Source organism: Bradyrhizobium sp. CCBAU 45384, assembly GCF_028128665.1.
GTDB classification, from domain to species: domain Bacteria; phylum Pseudomonadota; class Alphaproteobacteria; order Rhizobiales; family Xanthobacteraceae; genus Bradyrhizobium; species Bradyrhizobium manausense.
Genome location: NZ_LBIZ01000109.1, coordinates 15,997 through 36,099, shown reverse-complemented (window position 1 = coordinate 36,099; position 20,103 = coordinate 15,997). Strand labels below are relative to the sequence as shown.

Genomic DNA, 20,103 nt, shown 5'->3' with positions numbered 1-20,103 from the left:
GCTACCACGCGCAGGCGGTCAATGTCAGCCCGGTGCTTTCGATATTGGGCCTAAGTTCGTTTGTTCTGGGCCAGCGTGTCGCCGCCATTTTGAGAGGCATGGCGGCAACATCAGCCTCAAACGGTTCAGGGCTGTCCTGTGATCCCGGCTTCCCGGCGCGGGTGCGCTGGGCGGTCTGGCGCAATCGACCAGATTTGCATGCCATCTTATCGCCGCCGAAGAGGACGGCGTCGATCAGGTCCAGGATGCGCGCGTTCGATACCGAGTTGCCCGCCGGCATCGTTAAAGCGCTTATATCCGCAGTTTGCCGAGACCGTTGCTCTGACCAGATTGGATTAGGCTTTGTAAAGAACAGGAATAGCAGGCAGAGATCGATCGGTATCGCCACCGCCATCACGCTATAAGCCCAGGCGCTTTGCACTAGATCGAGCTCAATCAGCACCCGTGACAAACCGAAGCCCACGATCCAAGCATCAAAGCTCATAGAGATGCGTCGGAATATCTCCGGATCAAGCCGTCGAATGACGTAGGACCCCAGCGGGACGCCAAGTATGACACTCGGTACAAAAACATAGAGCAAGCTGTCGCTTTCGTAAATGAACAAGCCGAGCTGATAGTAGACGAAGGCGGTAACGCTCGATTCCACCGCGCGAACCAGCGCTAGGCCGGCGCGAAATTCGTGTTTGACCAAGCCCTGGTTGTTAAACAGCATCGCTATCGGAGGGCCGGAGATAGTCGTCAGCGAATAGAGAACGCCCAGCATCCACCCGAATGGCAGGCCGATCAGCCAGCTTGCTCCGATAGGGCGGCGCCAACCCGCAGCTTGCAGCAGGATCAGCGGCAGAATGATCGTGTAGGTAGCGTATTTGATCCAGCCCGGCTGAAGCGAGGTCAACGCATAGCCGCCGAGCGCCCGGCAAGAGCCCAACCAAGATGGGAAACACTCGTCTCCAAACCACCCGCACGCCCTTCAGATTGATGAGGAGGACGTAAACGTTGACGAAGACCTCGATGATGACAATGGCGGGGTTGAGAATACGATTGGTGTAGAAAACTAGCGCAAGGGGCACAGTGAGCGACGAAAAGCCGTAGCCAATGGCTCCATTTACAAATGCAGCAAAACACGTCGTTGCGGCCAGAAACCAGATGGCAGCATCAAACTCAGGCATTTGCTTAACTTTCCCACTCCGGAGGGCGTCGGGTCACACGTCGGCGAGCCGGCGCGGCCATTGGTCGTCAGGTTGCGGCAGATTCTGATCGTTCGCTTAGCAGCTCCGCCCGTCTTCACAATGGCAGCAGCCGTTGTGTGCGTTCAGCAGTTGCTCTTGTTCACGACTTCGATCGTGCAACGCAAGCTGTGCTGCACTTCCCGGTACCCACAACGATCATTCAGCCAAAAACGTGTCGGCTTGTTTCTCGGCTTGTCGATCAATGGTCCTCGTGTCGAAAGCCGTAAGTGCGTCGGTCATGGACACGGGGCCGTACCCACGGAATTGAACTCGTGTCGACTCCTAAGCGGTCCAGCGCCATCATTTTTCAGCTAGCAAATGCAATGCGGTTAGACGGAAGCAAACAATTCTCCTTCAAGAGCCATGGGATAAATGGCAACGCACCTTTTGTCAGGCGAGGATCAATTCCCTTCCCCCCCGGCGAGGTCGAGCTTAGGCATTCCGCTGCCTTGAAATGTACGGTGCAATTCACCTTAGCGGATCAGCCGGGGATCACCGATGTGTTCTTCCGAGTCCCTGATGGCCGCCAAGCTCGGCACCTTGGGCGTGAAGATCTCAATGCGTAACGGAGCGTGAAGCGATCGCAGGCTCCCTCGCTCGCCACTGAGCGAACCTGGATTGAATTTATCGTCATTGCTTGGCCAGCTGGGACTCAGCAGCACCGGTGAGGCCGAGCTCGGCGGCGTTCTTCGCGCGGCCGGAGCTTGCATCGGCGCGGTGGTCGGACGCGAACACGACATACACCGCCGGCAGCACGAAAAGCGTGAACAGCGTGCCGACAGACATGCCAGCGACGAGCACGAGCCCAATCGAGAAGCGGCTCGCGGCGCCAGCTCCCGTTGCAGTCAACAAGGGTGTGAAGCCCGTGACCATTGCCGCCGTAGTCATCAGGATTGGACGCAGTCGGACGCGCGCCGCCATCTCTATAGCCGAGCGACGGTCAAGTCTCTCCTTGAGCTGCAGCTCATTGGCGAACCCAACCATCAGAATGCCGTGCTTGGAAATCAACCCAACCAGTGTCAACAGTCCGACCTGGGTGTAGATGTTCATAGTTGCCCAGCCAAAAAATGGCGGGATCAAGGCGCCCACGATGGCCATCGGCACGCTGATCATGATGATGAGGGGATCGCGCAGACTTTCGAACTGCGCCGCAAGCACCAAGAATATGATGATGATTGCAAATGCAAAGGTAATCGCCAGTTGGTTACCCTCGTACACGTATTGGCGGGCGTCGGCCAGAAAGTCGTGGCTGAAGCCTGCGGGCAGTTTCTTTGCCTCGACTTCCAGGAAGTCCACGGCCTGACCGATCGTGACGCCGGGCATCGGCACGGCCTGAAAGGTCGCGCAGTTGAGCTGATTGTAGTGGGTGAGAGCGTTCGGATCGGTCGCAGTCTCGATGGAGACTACGGTAGACAGCGGGAGCATCGAGCCCGTCGCAGTCTTCACATAATAGCTCCCGATTGCTTGCGGCGCCAGGCGTTCCTCACGCGGGACCTGCGGGATCACCTGGTAGGAGCGACCCTGCAAATTAAAGCGATTAATGTAGTTTCCGCCAAGTAGGGTGGCGAGCGCGCTACCGATAGTCTGCATGGTGATGCCAAGCTCGTTGGCCTTGGACCGATCAACCTTGATTCGTACCACCGGTTGGTTGAACTCGAGGTCGGAGTCGCTCACCATGAACAGACCGCTCTTGCGCGCGACATCCTTCAGCTTCGACATCTGCTCGTAAACGGACTGGAAGCCAACTGTCGAACTAATCACCATCTGCACTGGTAGGCCACCCGAACCGCCCGGAAGCGGAGGCAAGCTAAAGGCAAACGCGTTAATGCCTTCGATTTTGGACAGCTCGGCTTGAACAAGGGACTTTAGTACAATCGATGATCGCTTGCGCTCGTCCCACGGCTTGAGCAACATGCCGGCCATGCCACTCTGCTGGCCGCTGACTCCATTGAGCACGAAGCTCAAGTCGCTCTCTGGAAATTTTTTGAACGCGTTTTCAAGTTTGGTGCCGTAATAGTCGAGGTAGTCGATATTGGCGTATTTCGGCGCCTTCGTTAGCGCGAATACGATACCTTGATCCTCCTCCGGCGCGAGCTCCTTGGAAATGTTCATATAGAGAAAGCCGACAAGGCCTAACATGGTCAGCGCAAATAGGCCGCTAATTGGGCGATAGTCGAGCGAGCGGTCGAGCTTGCGGCCGTACCATCGTGTTATGGCGCCGAACCCGCGGTTGACAAGCCCTGCAAATCGTCCTCCCTCGGCGCGCCTCAGGAAGAGTGAGCACATCATGGGCGATAGCGTCAAAGCAATCACGCCCGACACAACCACAGCTCCCGCCAGCGTAAACGCGAATTCGCGGAACAGCGCACCGCTGAGGCCGCCGAGAAACCCGATCGGGGCATATACCGCAGCCAAGGTGATCGTCATGGAGATAACGGGACCGACGATCTCGCGCGCGCCCCTTGTAGCAGCCAGTAGGGGCGTCGCACCTTCTTCTAAATGGCGATGAATGTTCTCCACCACCACGATAGCGTCGTCGACCACGAGACCGATCGCGAGAACCATCGCAAGGAGAGTCAGGAGATTGAATGAAAACCCCAGCGCGAGCATCATGCTGCAGACACCCACGAGCGACAACGGAATAGTGACTACAGGAATGATGACCGAGCGCAGCGAGGCCAGGAACAGAAAGATCACGATTACCACGACCACGACAGCCTCAATGAGCGTTTTCTCTACTTCATCGATCGATGATTGAATAAACTGGGTGGAGTCGTAGGCCACTTTCATCCTCAGCGACGGCGGCAGGTTACGCTCCATTTCTGGAAGCAGCGCTCGAACGCCTCGCACTATGTTTAGCGGATTGCCTTGCGGGCTCGCCTGCACGCCGATGAAGACCGCGTGCTCGCCGTTGATCGAAACGCTAGTGTCTGTCGTCTGCGCGGCAAGCTCGACTACCGCAATGTCTTCCATGCGCACAAAGCCACCGTCATTGGCTTTGACGATCATCCGCTTGAAATCATCGACACTCCGCAGATCCGTATTTGCCGTGACATCGGAGATAGTGAAATAGCCCTTGGCCTGGCCCGCCGCGGCCTGGAAGTTGTTGGCGGCGATTGCGGCCGAAACCTCAGCCGGCGACACGCCATGTCCAGCCATTTTCGCAGGATCGAGCCATAGCCGCATCGCAAAACTCTGGCCGCCTAGGATGTCTGCCGCTGCAACCCCGGCGACGGTCGAGATAACCGGTTGCACGACCCGCGAGAGGTAGTCGGTGATCGCGCTGGCGGCTAGCTCCTTGCTGGCGAAGGCGATATACATGACAGCAGTGGTCTGACCGGTCGACTTCGTGACGACCGGATCGTTTGATTCCTTCGGGATCAGGTATCTGACTGAGTTGACCTTCGAGAGCACCTCCGTGAGCGCTTCGTTTGGATCAAAATTCAGCTTGATGTAGACTTGGATCGTCGAGACACCAAGCACAGACGAGGAATTGATGTAGTCGACGCCTTCGGCGGACGCGACTGCCTGCTCCAGGGGAGCGGTGATGAACCCCTGGATCGTGTCGGCAGAGGCGCCAGGATAGACAGTCGTGATATTGATGACCGTATTGGATAGCTTCGGATATTGCCGGATCGGCAGTAGGGTGGCGGCGCGCAAGCCGATCAGCAAGATCAGGAAACTGACGACGATTGACAATACCGGACGTTTGATGAAAAGCGCGGTAAACGCCATGTCGACTCGTATTTCAGGAGTGGGATGTAAATTGCCAGCAACTTACCATGGCAATGATCAGCAATGCGGCGTGTGTCCTAGAGCCCAGTTACGAAGTCCCTGCCCTTTTTGCGTGCACTCGGCCAAAGATTCGAATCAAGATGTTCATCTAAACGGATGATTGGAACGCAACGACTTCTAGCAAGACGTTAGTTCAGGCTTCGCACTGTCCCGCAGACTGAACGATCCAGGTTCGACATCGATAGTACAAACGATCTGACAGGTCCTCAACTCTACAAAGGTAAGTGGGTGATATAGCATGGGCTGCAAAGCACTATACCAAGGTTTGTCGAATTGGCCGTGATCACCGTCGCAAGACTTGCGGGTTGCCGGGCACACAGTTCACAGCCTTACATATTCCGTAGGCACGCGCTATCGCTTCGCTACTCGCCGAACAAAGTCCTCTCGAAGCTCGCCCTCTGCCGCCAGCTCGATACACCTCTCCGAACAATGGTTGAACGTTTCTGTCAGCTGACTAAGCTGCGCTCGGCTTGTTCAGCGACGCTCGCGATTGTATGCAAGTCGAGCTCTATATTAAATGGATTTGGATCGAGGCTGTCGGCAGAGGCAGGCCAGATTTGGCTTAAATGAAAGAGGTCTTGTGGAGCGATCTCGTCCCATCCACGCCTTCCTCGCGGAACACTTGACTACTTGGCGATGGCCTAAGCGAGCTTTATGGGTGTCCGTTCGATCCTCAAGGCGTAGGCTAAAGTTTCGACAAGTTCAGCTTCCTCGTTCTCACACTCTGTGGTCTCACAAACATGCTACCCGAACGGGCTCCCCCCCATGTGCCCCCTCTAGAAGCGCGCGTATGCGCGCAGCGATCTGCCGTGCTTCCTTCGGCTGCATGTTTGGATTCATGCAATTGAGTATGGCTAGCATTGCCTGAACTTCCTCGATGTTAGATGCGGCGGCCTTGCGATCTAATAGTCCCGAAGACGGATCGGCGGCACGGGCCTGATTGGCTGCAAGCGCCGCAAGCGCTTGCGATTGCAGGAACGTGATATGCCGCTCGAATGTATGCATTCGTTGGCCTGGAGCTACTCTGTGTGCATGGCGTCGCAAGAGCTGGTGGCCAACCCCGATCACGAAGACCGGGGCTGGCCACCTTTATTCCCATGAGGCTCAAATTCTCAAGGGCTACAATGTTGTATCGTCGAGAAGTACCGAATGGCACCTACCAAAATCGGTCGGTCCCATTCTCGTCGGCGACTCTCTAAGCTGAGTCTTTGCCATAGACAAATCGGAGACCAGCATGACCAGACACGCGCGCCTTGCAAAAACAAACAATCACAAGCCAAACGCACATGAGAGACGCAGGAATGTTGGCGAGGTACATTCGGACGGAGCGAAGCACCCATTGCGGCCGCGGAGAGTACCTCGTTGAAAGAACCGGCCACGCTGTCGGCGTGGTCGTCGCCACGGATGCCGGACCCAGTTGCAACAATGCAGCAGCGGACGGGATTCAGCTAGGCAATCCAACCCCTTTCTTTTCCAGAGTGTTGGCGATGTTGATCGGAAGCAGCGCGGGGTGCGACTCGACTTCGTTTGTTGCGCTGGAGCAGACGCTGTCTACCCCGCCCGAACCTAGAAAAACTCGACTCGGCGCTTATACCCCACGGATACGGGGGGCAGCGCATTGTCCCTGCCGCCCAACTAAACTGCCCCAAGCTCACCTTTAAGCGGTGGCAAGAAACTGATCAGGAACTTATTGCTCGCAACACGAGCGAAATCGCCGGAATGAGAACTAACCCGTGAGTCGGAAGCTGTGCGAACGCGGCTCGGCGCGTGACGGCCTCGGCGGCATCATGAGGCACTATCCCTGTCGCATCCAAACGGCAATGAGCTTAACGGAAGCGCAACTCGGCACATGGTGGTCCTTCAGCTCATGCGCTCCCTGCCACGCCCCCGTTAAGCAAACGATTCTTTATCGGGGCCGGCTTACCGAAAGCTGACGGACCTGCGCGGCAATTTACAAAGCGAAAGGCGGCCCATGTGGCCGCTTGCCGTCAAGAGCAATATCGACGTTTACGTCTCAGACAACAGCCATTTGGCGCGCTTGCGATTAGCGGCAGCCGCTCGGGGCTACGCGCCGGATTGGCGCGCAGCCAATCCACTGGACGTTTATGACTGATCGATCTCACGGGTTCCCCGGCTCATGCGGCTCTTGGACCGTATAGGACTGGCCATTCGGATCGTGCATCAGTTGCTTTCGAACCGTCGCGCCGTTTACCGGGTCGCGCTCCACGCAAGTTTCGCGTATCCAAGACGAGTGCATCAGGCGCATCAGCCGGTAAGGCGTAAAAACTGGACCCGAATTGTGGAGTTCAACCAGAAAGCAGCGCGGACGCGGCTCGGCGCCTATGTCCACCCGGGGAGGATCGACAAATGCGCTATCTCTGCCGCATCCGCTTCGCCGGACAGCCAGGGGCGACGTGACTCGGCACCCTCATTGGAGCCAGGAGGGTGCTGTCCCTATCACGTGCCGCTGGCTCAGTAGTCAGCCTCGGGGATCACAAGGCTGACCCACCCGGCTTTCCCGTGAGGTCCCTCACCTCAGGGTACTTAGGCACTTTAGCGAGAGTGCGGGCTCGGGTGACCTACCAGCATTGATAGTCATACACACCAATCGAGAAACTGGACCGAGCGAGTTAACACCGCTCAATCCTCCAGAACGATCAGACGGCACCAGGGCGCCGCTAACCCCCCATATCTCTGTTTCAGCTGCCGTAAGAAAAAAAGACCAGGCGCATCCTAACGCATTAGCTAGTCGCAGCATTTCGTCACAACGCAGATGGCGCGAGCTGGTATGTCCTGCCGCCGTGAAGCCGCCCGAGTTAGGAACGGCAGCATCACTTCAGTTCGACGATCAGCGGAGGGTATTAATTGCGTTGACGCCCAGCCTTAGCTAGGCGGACGATCTTGCGCACCCTGGATCACTCGCCACCCACTTGCAATGACGGGCTCGCGCATCGTCGATCTGTGAAGCGAAAGAATTCTTGTCCGCATCCTTAGCGGGTCCCGATGACGCGAGTCACCGAACTGATTGGCCCCTAGCTTGAAGTATAAGCTCACGATTATTCAGCGTTCTTCGTTTTTAGCGATGCAAACTGCGGCTTCATTCGCAGCGCGCTTGTGTCAGCCGCGCGGCAAAATGGTATGATGAATGCAAAGCAGCGCCGCCCCTGGCTTTTCGGCGTGCTCGGCCGGACCTTAGCGGCCGACGATGTTTGGGCACAGCTTTTAGCCTTCTTCGACCGGCTCAACGCGGTGTGCTCGCCAATTCGCGCATACGCTGTCATACCAGACCGCACTCGCGCCCCACCCAGAAGCGGGACATCACAATTGACCACGGTTCTGTCGGCAAAATAATAATCGCGCGCCTCGCCATCGGCATGCAGGAAGCCATAGTAGCCGCGACCGTTCGGCTTGATCTTGACGACTCGGCCGAGCGTTTGTGGAATTGGCAGAAGCCGAACCCTCCGCGTGCGCAGGTTTCGAACCATACGTTGTATGCCATAGTCAAAAGCTAACACGGGTATGCGGCGCGTCTATCTCGCTCGCGTCGCAGCCGACGAGATCGCGCTCATCAAAATAGACGTTTAGCTCGCGGTCGCAACCCTCGCGAAGCGTCGCATCGACGATATAGCCGTAATGCCGGCTCCGATTGTAGCGATCTTCGCGGAAGACGATGATTCGACCGCTGCCCGGCTGACAATCGGAGCAGGCGTGACAATGTCGCGACGCTGTCTCCATAGCGTCGCGACATCGGATCTCGTCGTCACCTCAGCAGGGTTCCTAGTTGCCGTCCGTTCATAAAACAATGTCTCAGCGTCGAGCGCCAGCGAACACGCCGCCGGTAACGTGTGCCGGGTTCGGCGGTACAAGGCGCTTTGTAACGCCACTAAGCAGAACATCTTGCGTACAAGCATTGGAGCCCTCGCTGCACCGCAGCGGTTGTCACGCCGATATAGCTCCTGGCGCTGTTCGCGACTCTGGCGGCCTTTTCGTTCCCCAGCCTGCCTCCCCTGCCTTGCGAAAGACCAAGGTGCGCCCAACCACCGCTTGCGGCGGCGAGCGTTGGCTTCGAGGCGTTTGTCCCTCGGGCTAGCATCTGCGGCAAGCATCGTGCCGTTATGGAGCGCAGTTGCGCGACGAAGTTCGCGGCGAACAGCTAGATGCCGGCAGAGCCTTTGAATTGTAGCGAGACGTAAGCGTCTGCATGTTCTCTTTACCACTAAGCATCGGTCAATTTCTTCCGTCTGGGGCGACCAAACGGCTTGTCTTCCCAAAATGAAGCCAAGCGAGCAACGCGATGACGGCATGCGTGCCGCAATGCAGCCGGGCCTTGTGCGTACAGTCAGCGCGTCGCCCCAAGTTCCCGCAGGATCTTTCGCGATGGATTTCAAGAATTCGCGCGGCCTCGATTTGTGAGGCTGCGAGGCGATCAATCTTGATGTTGTCTGGGCTCCGCATGGCTTTGAAATTCGCGTCTGCCGGTTCGGCAACGGCATGCCAACATTTTGCTTCGTCCGGATTCGGCGGAATAACTGGTGAAATCACAAAGTGCAGATGTGCGGGATTGTCAGCGAAAATAAACGCGGAAGAGAAGTGCGCTGCCGCCGTAGTCCATCTTATCGTCTGCCACGACTTATTTGGCGGCGACGATCGGGAAGGAGCTTGTAGCTGTGCATGCTCCGGTAGAGTATTTGATTTACGCGTTTGCCTCTTCGCTCTCGCCAAAATCTCGACTTAACTGTGCTATTTGTGCTCGCAGTAAGATGTCCGCTCGCCTGCCGGACCTCAAAAGTCAATCGGCGGGCGTTTGGTGACACCAGCATAATTCGGCCTCCTCTGCAGCTTAGTCGGCGTCAAGGAAGCTATCACCCAGCGGATCTAAGGGGAGCAAGTCGACTTCGCTAATCAGATCAGAGGCACCGTCTATTGGTGACAAAAGCGATCTCAGCCATGCTCGGCGGTCGTTGGGCAGCCGCTCGGCTCATGATGACGCTAGCCAAGGAACGTGTCCGCCCACTTAAGCACCTGATCGCGAGAGTGACGCACCGCAGCGGAGCTTGCCGGCTGTTCAGCGTCTGAAGGTTCTCGCTGAGAGGAAATCGATATGCAGGGATCCGGCATTGCTCACCTGTTATTGTTTCGAAGTGTTCCGAGTTCGGACGGTCAGAACTAGAGGGGAGGCAGCGCGAGCCGGTCATCCTCGCTGTTCAAGCGGCTCTGTAACTACCGGCTCCGCGCTGCCAGCGAAGTCAAAATGACGATGTGACTCGGCGCTCGTCGAAGAGGCCCTTGGTAAAGCGCTGTCCCTATCACCTGCGCCACTAACTTCGCTCGCCAGCGTCACGGTACTGCAACGCTGCCACCTCGCACCCTTGGGCGGCTGCCCCAGGGCGCCCTGCCTTTTATCGTCGAAAGTCCCGCAAGGCACCTACCAGATTTGGTCAGTTGAGCTGGTTTGCGAACGAGAACTGATGTGAAAACGAGCCGTTGTGCTACCACTCTTGCCCCCGGACCCCAGCATGAGGCGGCTTATCCCGAGAGTGCAATGATGAGCTTCTGGCTTGTTCACAGTAGCCACGGATCTCATTCGCAACTTCCGCATCATTGGAGCGCGCGTGAAGCCACGGCATCTATCAGGAATATCAAAATGTCAAAACCTGAAGGCGTTCCGCATAACGGAACAGTCAGCTCGGACTACTTACCGCACTGTTTAGGAAACAGTTGTCCTTATTCTGACAAACGCACAATCTCGTGTCAGATCCAGTACAGCGCGAATAGTAAGCATTGAGATTTTCGAAAGTCCATTCGGCATAGCTTTCCCAGCGTCGCCTGGCTGTCCAACCATCGGCTCAGTTCGATGGCTCGCGCCAAATACCACCATTCGTTCAGTGCGCATTGTCGGGGACTTGGTACGATGCTTGCTAGAGATCACCCGCTTCAAGAGGCGACGAAGAACGGCCAGGACTCGGAAGAGCAAGATGAGCGCAATGGATTTGATCGGTGGCTTCATTCCGAGCACAGATGTTGTGAAACGTGCAGCGCGCATCGGTGTCGAAGTCAAAAATATCAAACTATCAGGCGATCTACCGGATCACGCGATCGCCGCAATCAACAGCTTATTGCTCGAGCACAAGGTGATCTTCTTCCGCAATCAAGGACATCTCAATGACGCCGAGCAGGAGCGCTTTGCCGCTCGTCTCGGAAAGCTAGTGCCACATCCGATGCTCGGTGCTACCAAGGGGATGGCGTCGCTCCTCGAGTTGGACTCCACTCGTGGCGGCGGTCGCGCCGACGTTTGGCATGCAGATGGGACTTTCGCCGGCGCCTATCCCAAGATTTTGGTCCTACGGGCCGTTGTAATGCCAACGTTCGGAGGCGACACCCTGTGGTCGAACACAGCTGCCGCTTATCTTGATCTGCCGCCGCCGCTACAACGGCTTGCCGAGGGCCTATGGGCCGTTCACAGCAATGTTTTCGATTACGCCGGGATCGCACGTGTCCGCGATATCGACAAAAAACACTTTGACGAGGTGTTCACCAGAACAATCTTTGAGACCAAGCATCCCGTCGTACGCGTCCATCCCGAAACAGGCGAGCGGACGCTAGTGCTCGGCGCCTTGGTGAAGCACTTTGTTGGGGTCTCCAAATACGACGGACAAAAGCTATTTGATCTGTTCCAGTCGCACATCACCGCACCCGAAAACACTGTGCGCTGGAGCTGGTTAGAGGACGATATTGCAATATGGGATAACCGCGCAACGCAGCATTACGCGGTCAACGATTACTCGGATCAGCGTCGCATCGTACGTCGGGCCACGATCGAGGGTGACGTGCCTGTCAGCGTCGATGGCCGGAGTAGTGTAACGCGCCTGAAGGTAGCGAATGGCACCGCACTCTCGCGTCTGAAAACCGAGAAAACCCGATAATCGGAGTTGTTCCGGGCAACGCCGGAACACACTTTCCAATACGGATCCAGCTGTTAGCACCAACTCGGCGGGCCTAGGTTGACTACGGAACTATTTAGCGTCGGCCAACAGCTTCGGGAAACGCCTAAGCGTCACTGTCCTTCGTCAGCGGCAGGAAACGTGGCCTTCACGTTTCAGTTTAGAAAATCCTCGATCCGTCGCCATAAAGCGCGCCAACATGAGCGCGATGAGTTTAATCGGATCGACCACTTGACCAGCCTGACGCGTAAGCGCTTCTGCATATGCAATGAGATCACGATGCACGGCCGCAGGCAGCTCCGTGCTCACTTTGACGGGCTTGTCATCTGGAAGCTCTCCTATTTTGAGTTTCGGCATGTTATCACCTTCTATACGGCGTAAGTATGAGGTCATGATTGACGAGAACGCGAACCGGATACCCCGGTCGCACGATCAGAGTGGGCTGAATGTTGAGACTCTGCCGAACGACCTGCTGTCCAGTTTGGTTTAATGAGTTGGAGGCGCCGTGTCGCAATGCCTGGATGATGGCGCTGTCGTTGCTGTTGGAGTCCGTACCGGCCCCCAGTTCTGTCCCGACCGCCAGAAACGTCGATAGTGCCGCAGCCTTAAAGAGTTCGCCCCAGTGATTGTCAACCCTGTCTTCGAGGCCTCCGTATCCTGCGGTGTCAGCGCCAGGCTGCCGCTCCAGAACGATTGAACGTCCATTCGGCATGATCAGCCGGGTCCAGACAAGCAGCACACGGGATTGGCCGAAAGTGACCAGGCTATCGTAAATCCCGATCAGGCGCGCTCCCTGAGGCACAAGAAGAATGCGGCCGGTCGGCGTATCAAAAACATTCTCGGTTACTTGCGCTGTAACTTGGCCTGGCAGATCCGATCTGATTCCAGTGATGAGCGCCCCTGGAATCATCGTCCCAGCCTGCACGATGTATGGTGAAGCGGGTCTGGTGACACGGTCAGGGCTTACCGTGCGACGGTCGACCGAGGCGTTCACGAAGGCAAGCTTGCGGTCCTGGCCGTTCTGCGCAGATCCATCGTCGCCAGTGCCAGTTGCGTTCGGTGGCACGACGCGGTCACTTCCAACCGCCGCAGCGACGGGCGGACGCACGTCTCTTCCATTGGTCGAAGCGAACAAACGGCTGATACGCGCAGCTTCGGTCTCTTGTTCTCGACGCTGCTGGTCCGGATCAGAGCCGATCGTCGGCGGCTGGCCCTGGGCCGCGAGGATCGGCCGACCGAGGTCGCCGGGAAGGGGCGGACCCAGTTGCGGGATTGGCTGGCGCGGAATGCCAGTGTAGTCCTTCGGCAGCGCCGTAATACCGTCGGCGACATTGTGATGGTCGGTATTGTAAAGCTCATCGGCCGCCTGGTCTCGAGGGCCATTCTTCTGCAGCGACCACAGCACGGCTCCACCGATGACAAGCAGAGCGACCGCGCTCCCTCCCGCCAGTACTTTCCGCGACAACCGTTTCACGCGCGGGTGCTCCGCTCTCAAGCGGAAGCTCCAGGACTGATCCTCTTGTGTCTCAGGCGGAGCCGCTTGCTCCTGATCGTTTCCATTCCGGGTGTTCATGACGACGGCCTCCCGTCAGTCCTGACAATCCTGACCTTCTGCTGATGCTCCCGCCAAGCCGCAGTTCGGCGGCAGAAAACAGCCGATCGACGATCAATACGTTGCCGTAAGCGCGATAGTTGACGAGTTCGGTCTTGCCGTCTGGACCAATGACGAAGAGCGGAGGCATCTCGCCTTGCACGATTCCCGCCGGGAATTCGATGTAGACCTTGCGGCCATCGTCATATGCGGCGAGCGGCCGCCAGGGAGGACTGTCCCCTTCAATGGCATAGCGGGAGATACGCTGCGCCGGTTCCGGAATAACGGGCTTCAGAGCGACCGAACGCGATCGTTCCCGGACAGTTTCTGGATAGTACCAGGCAACAGACGGCATGTATGGCCGTTCGCGGGAGCGGAGCTCAATCAGGTAGGTGCGCCGGTCCGTATTGACCACCAAGTTGGTCTCAATCGAAGCTCGGGTCGGCTTGACAAGGATATGGACACGCCGTGTGTCGCCGCTCCCGCTTTCGGTATCACCCACGACCCAGCGTACGGTATCTCCGGCAGCGATTGGCCCTGATCCCGGCAGCTGCTCTCCTTCCTCGAGCGCGATATCCGTGATCTGCCCCGGTGCAGCGTAAATCTGATAGAGCGCTCCGGGACTGTAGGCGTAGATTTGGGCTGCGTTGAAATACCCCCCCTTGCGCGGTTCGACCCGGGCTGCGCTGTTTGCGGTCTCAATCCGGCTCACCGGCTCAGCGTCTTCTTTTCCGCCCGACTTGCCGCCAAGAGAGGGCTTCCAGAGGGGCGGAATGTGAAGCGGTCGCGATCTGTCGTCGAGAGCAACGGGCGTCGTCGGCAGCGGAGGAACTTCAGCGTCATAGCTGATCTCCGGCGGAATGTAGGTCGCGCACCCACCGAGCATAGACGCGCCAAGCAGAAGAGCGGATAGAAGTGCACGCTTCGCGCTCACGAACTGGTGCCAAGCCGAGTTGAGCCTGCTTTGCTGGAGGGAACGCTTCGAATGAACGTCAGACGGTGTCTTGGTCATTGACTCAACTCCTTTGACCAGTTGATGGCCCGGACGTAGACGCCAAGGGGATTCTTGCGCAGACGTTCGGCATCGCGCGGCGTTTCGATCACGATCGTGAGGATTGCTGTCCAGCGTTCGGTCGAGCTCAGCGAGCCGTTGTCGTAAATGCGCTGGGTCCACGCGACTCGAAAGCTCTCCGAAGAGGCGCGAATGACACTCGAGACCTCCACGGAGATTTGAGCCTTGCCCAGCTTGGCAAAGGGATCATTGTTGCGCGCGTAGTCGTTGAGCGCAGCGGCGCCCCGATCGGTTGTAAAATCATAGGCCCGGAGCCAGTTTTGGCGCAGAACGATTCCGTCGGCTGGTAGACCTCTGACATCCTCGATGAAGCGCGCCAGATGGTATGCGATCTGAGCGTCTGTAGGCTGATAGTCAATGTTGGCGGGCGCAACCCTTTGGGCCTGGCCGAGATGATCGACTTCGACAACCCAGGGTGTGATCGAGCCTTGGCTCGACTGCCAGACAAGGCCGCCAGCGAGACCGGCCGACAGCACGAGGCAGCCGAACGCCGCTAGGCGCCAGTTCTTGGCTTGCACCCGTGCTGATCCAATGCGGTCGTCCCAAACCTGTGCGGCCTTTTGATAAGGCGTAATCGGCTCGGGCATGCGCCCATAGTGAACTGATGGTCGTTTGAACATCGATGGTTGCCCCTGATATCGAGTGATCGGTTTCAAGTTGTGCGATCGGTGGATTTGAGGCGCTGCTGTGCGGCGGAGGTGCAGTGGTGCGTCTCAGCGTTCTCCTTCGGACAAATCGACGGAGGAGCCGGCGCCACCATGATCGCCCGAGCGGACGGCGTGGCCAGCGGCCGAGGCACCATGCCGAATGGTCTCGGCTCGCTTCATGCGGCGAGCCCAATCAGGCTGCCCCTCGGCCGCGGCGCTCGCGGCCTGATCGCCCGCCGGGCTACGTCCGAAGGCAGCCGCTGCTCGACGCAATGGACTCGTCGCAGCCGAAGCGCCCGCCTCCGCGACGCCAGCAAGGCCGCCGCTTCGATAGGCGGCTGATGCTCCGCTTATGACAGCGCCGCCACCGCGCGCGGCGCCTGCAATCGCACCGCCAGCGAGACCGGCACCGCCAACGGCAAGTCCCGCGCCAGCGGCAACAATGCCGCCAGCAGCAAGGCCTGTTCCAATCGCGGCGCCGGCGCCCAGTTGAGGTCCGCCCGACACCAGCCCGTTTGCGATACCCGGACCAAAGATACCGAGGCCCAGCAAGGACAGCGCCGCGAGCACCAAAGTCATTGCGTCTTCAATGGTCGGCTGTGCGCCGCCGAAACCAGAGGTGAACTGCGAGAACAGGGTTGAACCGATGCCAACGATCACGGCCAGTACCAGGACCTTGATCCCTGAAGAGATGACGTTGCCCAAAACCCGCTCCGCCGCGAAGGCGGTCTTGCCAAACAAGCCAAAAGGAATGAGCACGAAGCCGGCCAGCGTCGTGAGCTTGAACTCGATCAGGGTGACGAAGAGCTGGATCGCCAGAATGAAGAAAGCGAGTAGCGCCACGACCCACGCGAACAGGAGAACGACGATTTGGACGAAATTCTCGAAGAAACTGATGTACCCCATCAGGTTTGAGATCGAATCAAGAAACGGTCGGCCGGCGTCAAGGCCGACCTGAGCGATCTTTCCCGGCCGCAGGAAATCCGACGCAGACAGGCTTGCGCCGGATGCTTTCAGTCCAAGACCCGCAAAGCTTTCGAAGACGATGCGCGCCAGGCTGTTCCAATTGCTGATCAGGTAGGCAAAGACGCCGACAAAGAGCGTCTTCTTGACGAGGCGTGCGATGATGTCCTCGTCCGGCCCCCAGCTCCAGAACAACGCGGCAAGCATGATGTCGATCGCGGCAAGCGTAGTTGCGAGATATCCGACTTCGCCACCCAGCAGCCCGAAGCCGTTATCGATGTAGCGCGTGAATGTCGCAAGGAACTGGTCAATGATCCCCGTACCAGTCATGGCTTGCTCGCCCCAGGGGTTGCCAAGTTCGGATATCCCTGCGGGATCCGGCTTTGATCCTTTGGATCGAGCGCCACACCGGCGGCGGAATCGTCGCGGCCTGGAACTGCGGCACTGTCCTTCTTGCCAAAGAAGCGACGGCGGTTTTCGGCCCAAACTTGCTTGCAACGCTCATATCCCGCTGCGTCCTCCGCAGTGACACTGCGGCAGCGCGCGAGGTCTGAGCTGCTTGCGTCTGTCGTCTGCTCCGCTTTCGGCGGCGGAGGACCGTCTCCGCCGCGCAGCTGAATCGTGCAGGCGGTGACGACCAACACGCCAATTGTCGTCAGCAGCGACAACGCCCTGAATGCCCGGATGTCGGTCATCAGTGGAACATCAGCACGTTGGATGATTGATAGCCCTGCCCTGGCGTAAGAAACCGTCGGAGCTGTTCGCGGCCCTGGGCCTGGGCCGCCGCGCGTTGCGCGGCTTCAAGGCTCTGCGCCCTGCCCTGCGCCGTCACGACAGCCGTGAGGTCGGCGAGCTGCTGCGCGTTCAATGCCAGAATCTGATTGCCGGCCTGTGTCGCCTGCAAGGCACCGATAGCGCCTTGGCTTGAGCTAACGAGCGCGGAGGTCTGGACGCGGTTGGTGTCGAGGTTGCCAACGATGCCGGCCTGGACACGAAGTGCGTCTTGCGTTGCGGCATACGAATTCTGCCAACGCGATTGAGCATTGGCGATTAGCAACTGATCCGACTGGCTGCTGGTAGCTGGCGCGTAGCTCGTCGAGAAGGCATGATCGATCTGCTGGACGTCGTAGGCAATACGCTGGGCTTGGGCCAGCAATTGCTGAGTCCGCTGGATCGAGGATTGCAGTTGCTGTAGCGACGAGTACGGCAGGTTTGCCAGGTTCTTCGCCTGGTTGATCAACATCTGCGCCTCGTTCTGCAACGAGGTGATCTGATTGTTGATCTGCTGGAGCTCCCGCGCAGCTGTCAGGACGTTCTGAACGTAGTTGTTGGGATCGAAGACGATCAGCGCCCGTGCGGGCACCGCAACGCCCAGGATCAGCGCGACCAAGCCAGCAGCCGCCAATAGACCAAGACGCCTCATAGCGATTTCTCCAGATTGACGAGATTGGGGATCAGGTCGAGGGCCCAGGCGGCGTCACGGTGCTGGAGCCAAGCCGCCACAAAGCCGTCAGGTCCATGTTCGGCAAAGAGTTGCGCGATGACAGCCTGCTCGGTCTTGGAAGAAGCTGCCGTAAAGGCGAGCGCGACTTCACCAAGCCCAAGTTCGAACATGCGGTTGCCCCGGCGCGACTGACAGTAGTAGTCGCGCTTTGGCGCCGCCCGGCTTAGAAGTTCGATTTGGCGATCGTTGAGTCCGAAACGGCGGTAGATGGCGGTGATCTGCGGTTCGATCGCCCGTTCGTTCGGCAGTAACAAACGAGTTGGGCAGCTTTCGATGATAGCCGGCGCGATCGGGGAGCCGTCGATATCCGACAACGACTGGGTAGCGAAAATGACGGACGCATTCTTCTTCCGAAGCGTCTTCAGCCATTCGCGGAGCTGGCCAGCAAAGTCCTCGTCGTCGAGGGCTAGCCAGCCTTCATCGACAATGAGGAGTGTCGGCCGACCATCGAGACGGTCTCCGATTCGATGGAAGAGATACGCCAGCACGGCCGGGGCAGCGATCGTTCCGATCAAGCCTTCGGTCTCAAATGCCTGGACCGACGCCTCGCCGAGGCGCTCGAATTCTGCATCGAGCAAGCGTCCGGAGGGACCACCCAGGCAATAGGGTTGGAGGGCCCTTTTCAGGGAATTGGATTGTAGCAAGACGGAGAGGCCCGTGAGGGTGCGCTCCTCCCTCGGCGCTGAAGCGAGAGAGGTGAGCGCCGACCACAGATGATCCTTGACCTCCGGCGTGATCTCGACCTTTTCCCGCGCCAGGATCGCACCAATCCATTCCGTGGCCCATCCGCGCTCGGCGGAATCGTCGATCCAGGCCAAAGGTTGCAGCGCGACAGGGTTCTCGTCCCCGTCAGACAGCGCACCGCCGAGATCATGCCAGTCGCCGCCCATGGCGAGCGCGGCCGCGCGGATCGAACCACCGAAATCGAACGCAAAGACCTGTGCGTTCGGGTAACGACGGAACTGTAGCGCCATCAGAGCCAGCAAGACCGACTTGCCGGCACCTGTCGGCCCTACCACGAGCGTGTGGCCGACGTCACCGATGTGGAGCGAAAACCGGAACGGAGTAGATCCCTCGGTCTTGCCGAACAGAAGCGGTGGACCCTTGAAATGCAGATCCCTCGCTTCGCCCGCCCACACGGCCGACATCGGAATCATATGGGCGAGGTTGAGTGTCGACACCGGTGGCTGCCTCACATTCGCGTAGACATGACCTGGCAGGCTGCCGAGCCAGGCTTCGACGGCGTTCACCGTCTCGATCATGCAGGTGAAATCGCGTCCTTGAATGACCTTCTCGACCAGGCGCAGCTTTTCATCGGCGGCATTGGGATTAAGATCCCAGACAGCGATGGTCGCAGTGACAAAGGCTTGTCCGATCTGATCGGACCCCAGCTCCTGCAAGGCCGCGTCGGCATCAAGCGCCTTGTTGTGGGCGTCGGTATCGAGCAACGTCGACGCCTCGTTCGTCATGACTTCCTTGAGGATGGCGCCGATGGATTTCCGCTTGGCGAACCACTGCCGCCGAATCTTGGTCAACAGCTTGGTGGCATCCGTCTTGTCGAGCATGATGGCGCGGGTCGACCATCGATAAGAAAACGGCAGGCGATTGAGGTCATCCAGAATCCCCGGCGTCGTCGCTCCCGGAAAGCCGACGATCGTCAGAACTCTCAAGTTGGCTGAGCCCAACATCGGCTCGAGCCCGCCGGTCAGCTGCTGGTCGGCCAACAGCGCATCGATGTACATGGGAATTTCGGGTACTCGAACGCGATGACGCTTGGTCGAGATCGTCGAGTGCAGATAGGTCAGCGTGTCCTGGTCATCGAGCCAGGCGCATTCCGGCATGAACCCTTCGACGAGTTGAAGCATGTGGTTGGTTTGGTCGATAAATCCGCGGAGAACTTCGCGCGCGTCTGCTCCAACTGTGCGATCCCGGCCCTCATAGAGAAGTCGTTCTGCCTGGGCAGCCCCCTCCTCCGGTGGCAAATAGAGGAAGGTCAGAAAATAACTGGACTCATAGTGGGTGCCCGCCTCTTCAAACTGAGCTCTGCGCTCGGCGTCGACCAGCGCGGATGCGACATCCGGAAAAGTGCTCGGAGGATAGGTCCCCGCAAAATGGCGCTGCGCCTCGACGAACACGGCCCAGCCTGACCCTAAGCGACGCAAGGCGTTATTCAAGCGCCCCGCGACGGCGACGAGTTCAGCCGGCACTGCGCTATCTAGGTCAGGTCCCCGGAATTTTGCCGTCCGCTGGAACGAACCATCCTTGTTCAGGATGATCCCCTCGTCGACGAGGGCTGCCCAGGGCAGGAAGTCGGCGAGACGCGCGCTGGAATGGCGATATTCGGCAAGGTTCATCATGACT

General features: G+C 58.4%; 10 protein-coding genes and 2 pseudogenes. 1 reads left to right on the top strand and 11 read right to left on the bottom strand.

The annotated features are described in order from the left end of the window. Window position 1: 1 nt before the first annotated feature. From XH80_RS19835 to XH80_RS19825, 3 genes and pseudogenes are all read right to left on the bottom strand, one after another. Window positions 2-1,169 (bottom strand): annotated as a pseudogene (locus XH80_RS19835) (sulfite exporter TauE/SafE family protein). A 690-nt stretch (window positions 1,170-1,859) separates the two neighbouring features. Beyond that, window positions 1,860-4,964: an efflux RND transporter permease subunit gene (locus tag XH80_RS19830; protein ID WP_271600010.1), complete on the bottom strand. Its 3,105-nt coding sequence runs from the start codon at window positions 4,962-4,964 to the stop codon at window positions 1,860-1,862. Window positions 4,965-8,080: 3,116 nt separating this feature from the next. Beyond that, complete coding sequence (locus tag XH80_RS19825; RefSeq protein ID WP_271600009.1) at window positions 8,081-8,509, bottom strand: hypothetical protein; 429 nt, start codon at window positions 8,507-8,509, stop codon at window positions 8,081-8,083. A gap of 2,490 nt (window positions 8,510-10,999) precedes the next feature. On the opposite strand from XH80_RS19825, the gene XH80_RS19820 reads away from it, so the two are divergent. Continuing rightward, a complete protein-coding gene (locus XH80_RS19820; RefSeq protein WP_271600008.1) occupies window positions 11,000-11,947 on the top strand; it encodes a TauD/TfdA dioxygenase family protein in 948 nt (315 codons plus the stop codon). Between the two features lie 144 nt (window positions 11,948-12,091). On the opposite strand, the gene XH80_RS19815 is transcribed toward XH80_RS19820, so the two are convergent. From XH80_RS19815 to trbE, 8 genes and pseudogenes are all read right to left on the bottom strand, one after another. Next, complete coding sequence (locus XH80_RS19815; RefSeq protein ID WP_271600007.1) at window positions 12,092-12,322, bottom strand: DUF2274 domain-containing protein; 231 nt, start codon at window positions 12,320-12,322, stop codon at window positions 12,092-12,094. 4 nt (window positions 12,323-12,326) lie between these two features. Beyond that, a complete protein-coding gene (locus tag XH80_RS19810; protein ID WP_271600006.1) occupies window positions 12,327-13,538 on the bottom strand; it encodes a TrbI/VirB10 family protein in 1,212 nt (403 codons plus the stop codon). Beyond that, window positions 13,535-14,568: pseudogene (trbG, locus tag XH80_RS19805) on the bottom strand (P-type conjugative transfer protein TrbG). The gene XH80_RS19810 and the pseudogene trbG overlap by 4 nt, the downstream one beginning before the upstream one ends. Continuing rightward, window positions 14,565-15,248: a conjugal transfer protein TrbF gene (gene trbF, locus XH80_RS19800; RefSeq protein WP_271600005.1), complete on the bottom strand. Its 684-nt coding sequence runs from the start codon at window positions 15,246-15,248 to the stop codon at window positions 14,565-14,567. The pseudogene trbG and the gene trbF overlap by 4 nt, the downstream one beginning before the upstream one ends. 93 nt (window positions 15,249-15,341) lie before the next feature. Beyond that, window positions 15,342-16,568: a P-type conjugative transfer protein TrbL gene (trbL, locus tag XH80_RS19795; protein ID WP_271600004.1), complete on the bottom strand. Its 1,227-nt coding sequence runs from the start codon at window positions 16,566-16,568 to the stop codon at window positions 15,342-15,344. Next, window positions 16,565-16,933 carry a putative entry exclusion protein TrbK-alt gene (trbK-alt, locus tag XH80_RS19790; RefSeq protein WP_271600003.1) on the bottom strand — a complete coding sequence of 123 codons (369 nt, stop codon included), beginning with the start codon at window positions 16,931-16,933 and terminating at the stop codon, window positions 16,565-16,567. The genes trbL and trbK-alt overlap by 4 nt, the downstream gene beginning before the upstream one ends. Next, window positions 16,933-17,661, bottom strand: coding sequence for a P-type conjugative transfer protein TrbJ (gene trbJ, locus XH80_RS19785; protein WP_271600002.1), 729 nt, complete (start codon window positions 17,659-17,661; stop codon window positions 16,933-16,935). The genes trbK-alt and trbJ overlap by 1 nt, the downstream gene beginning before the upstream one ends. Further along, complete coding sequence (trbE, locus tag XH80_RS19780; RefSeq protein WP_271600001.1) at window positions 17,658-20,099, bottom strand: conjugal transfer protein TrbE; 2,442 nt, start codon at window positions 20,097-20,099, stop codon at window positions 17,658-17,660. The genes trbJ and trbE overlap by 4 nt, the downstream gene beginning before the upstream one ends. Window positions 20,100-20,103: the final 4 nt, after the last annotated feature.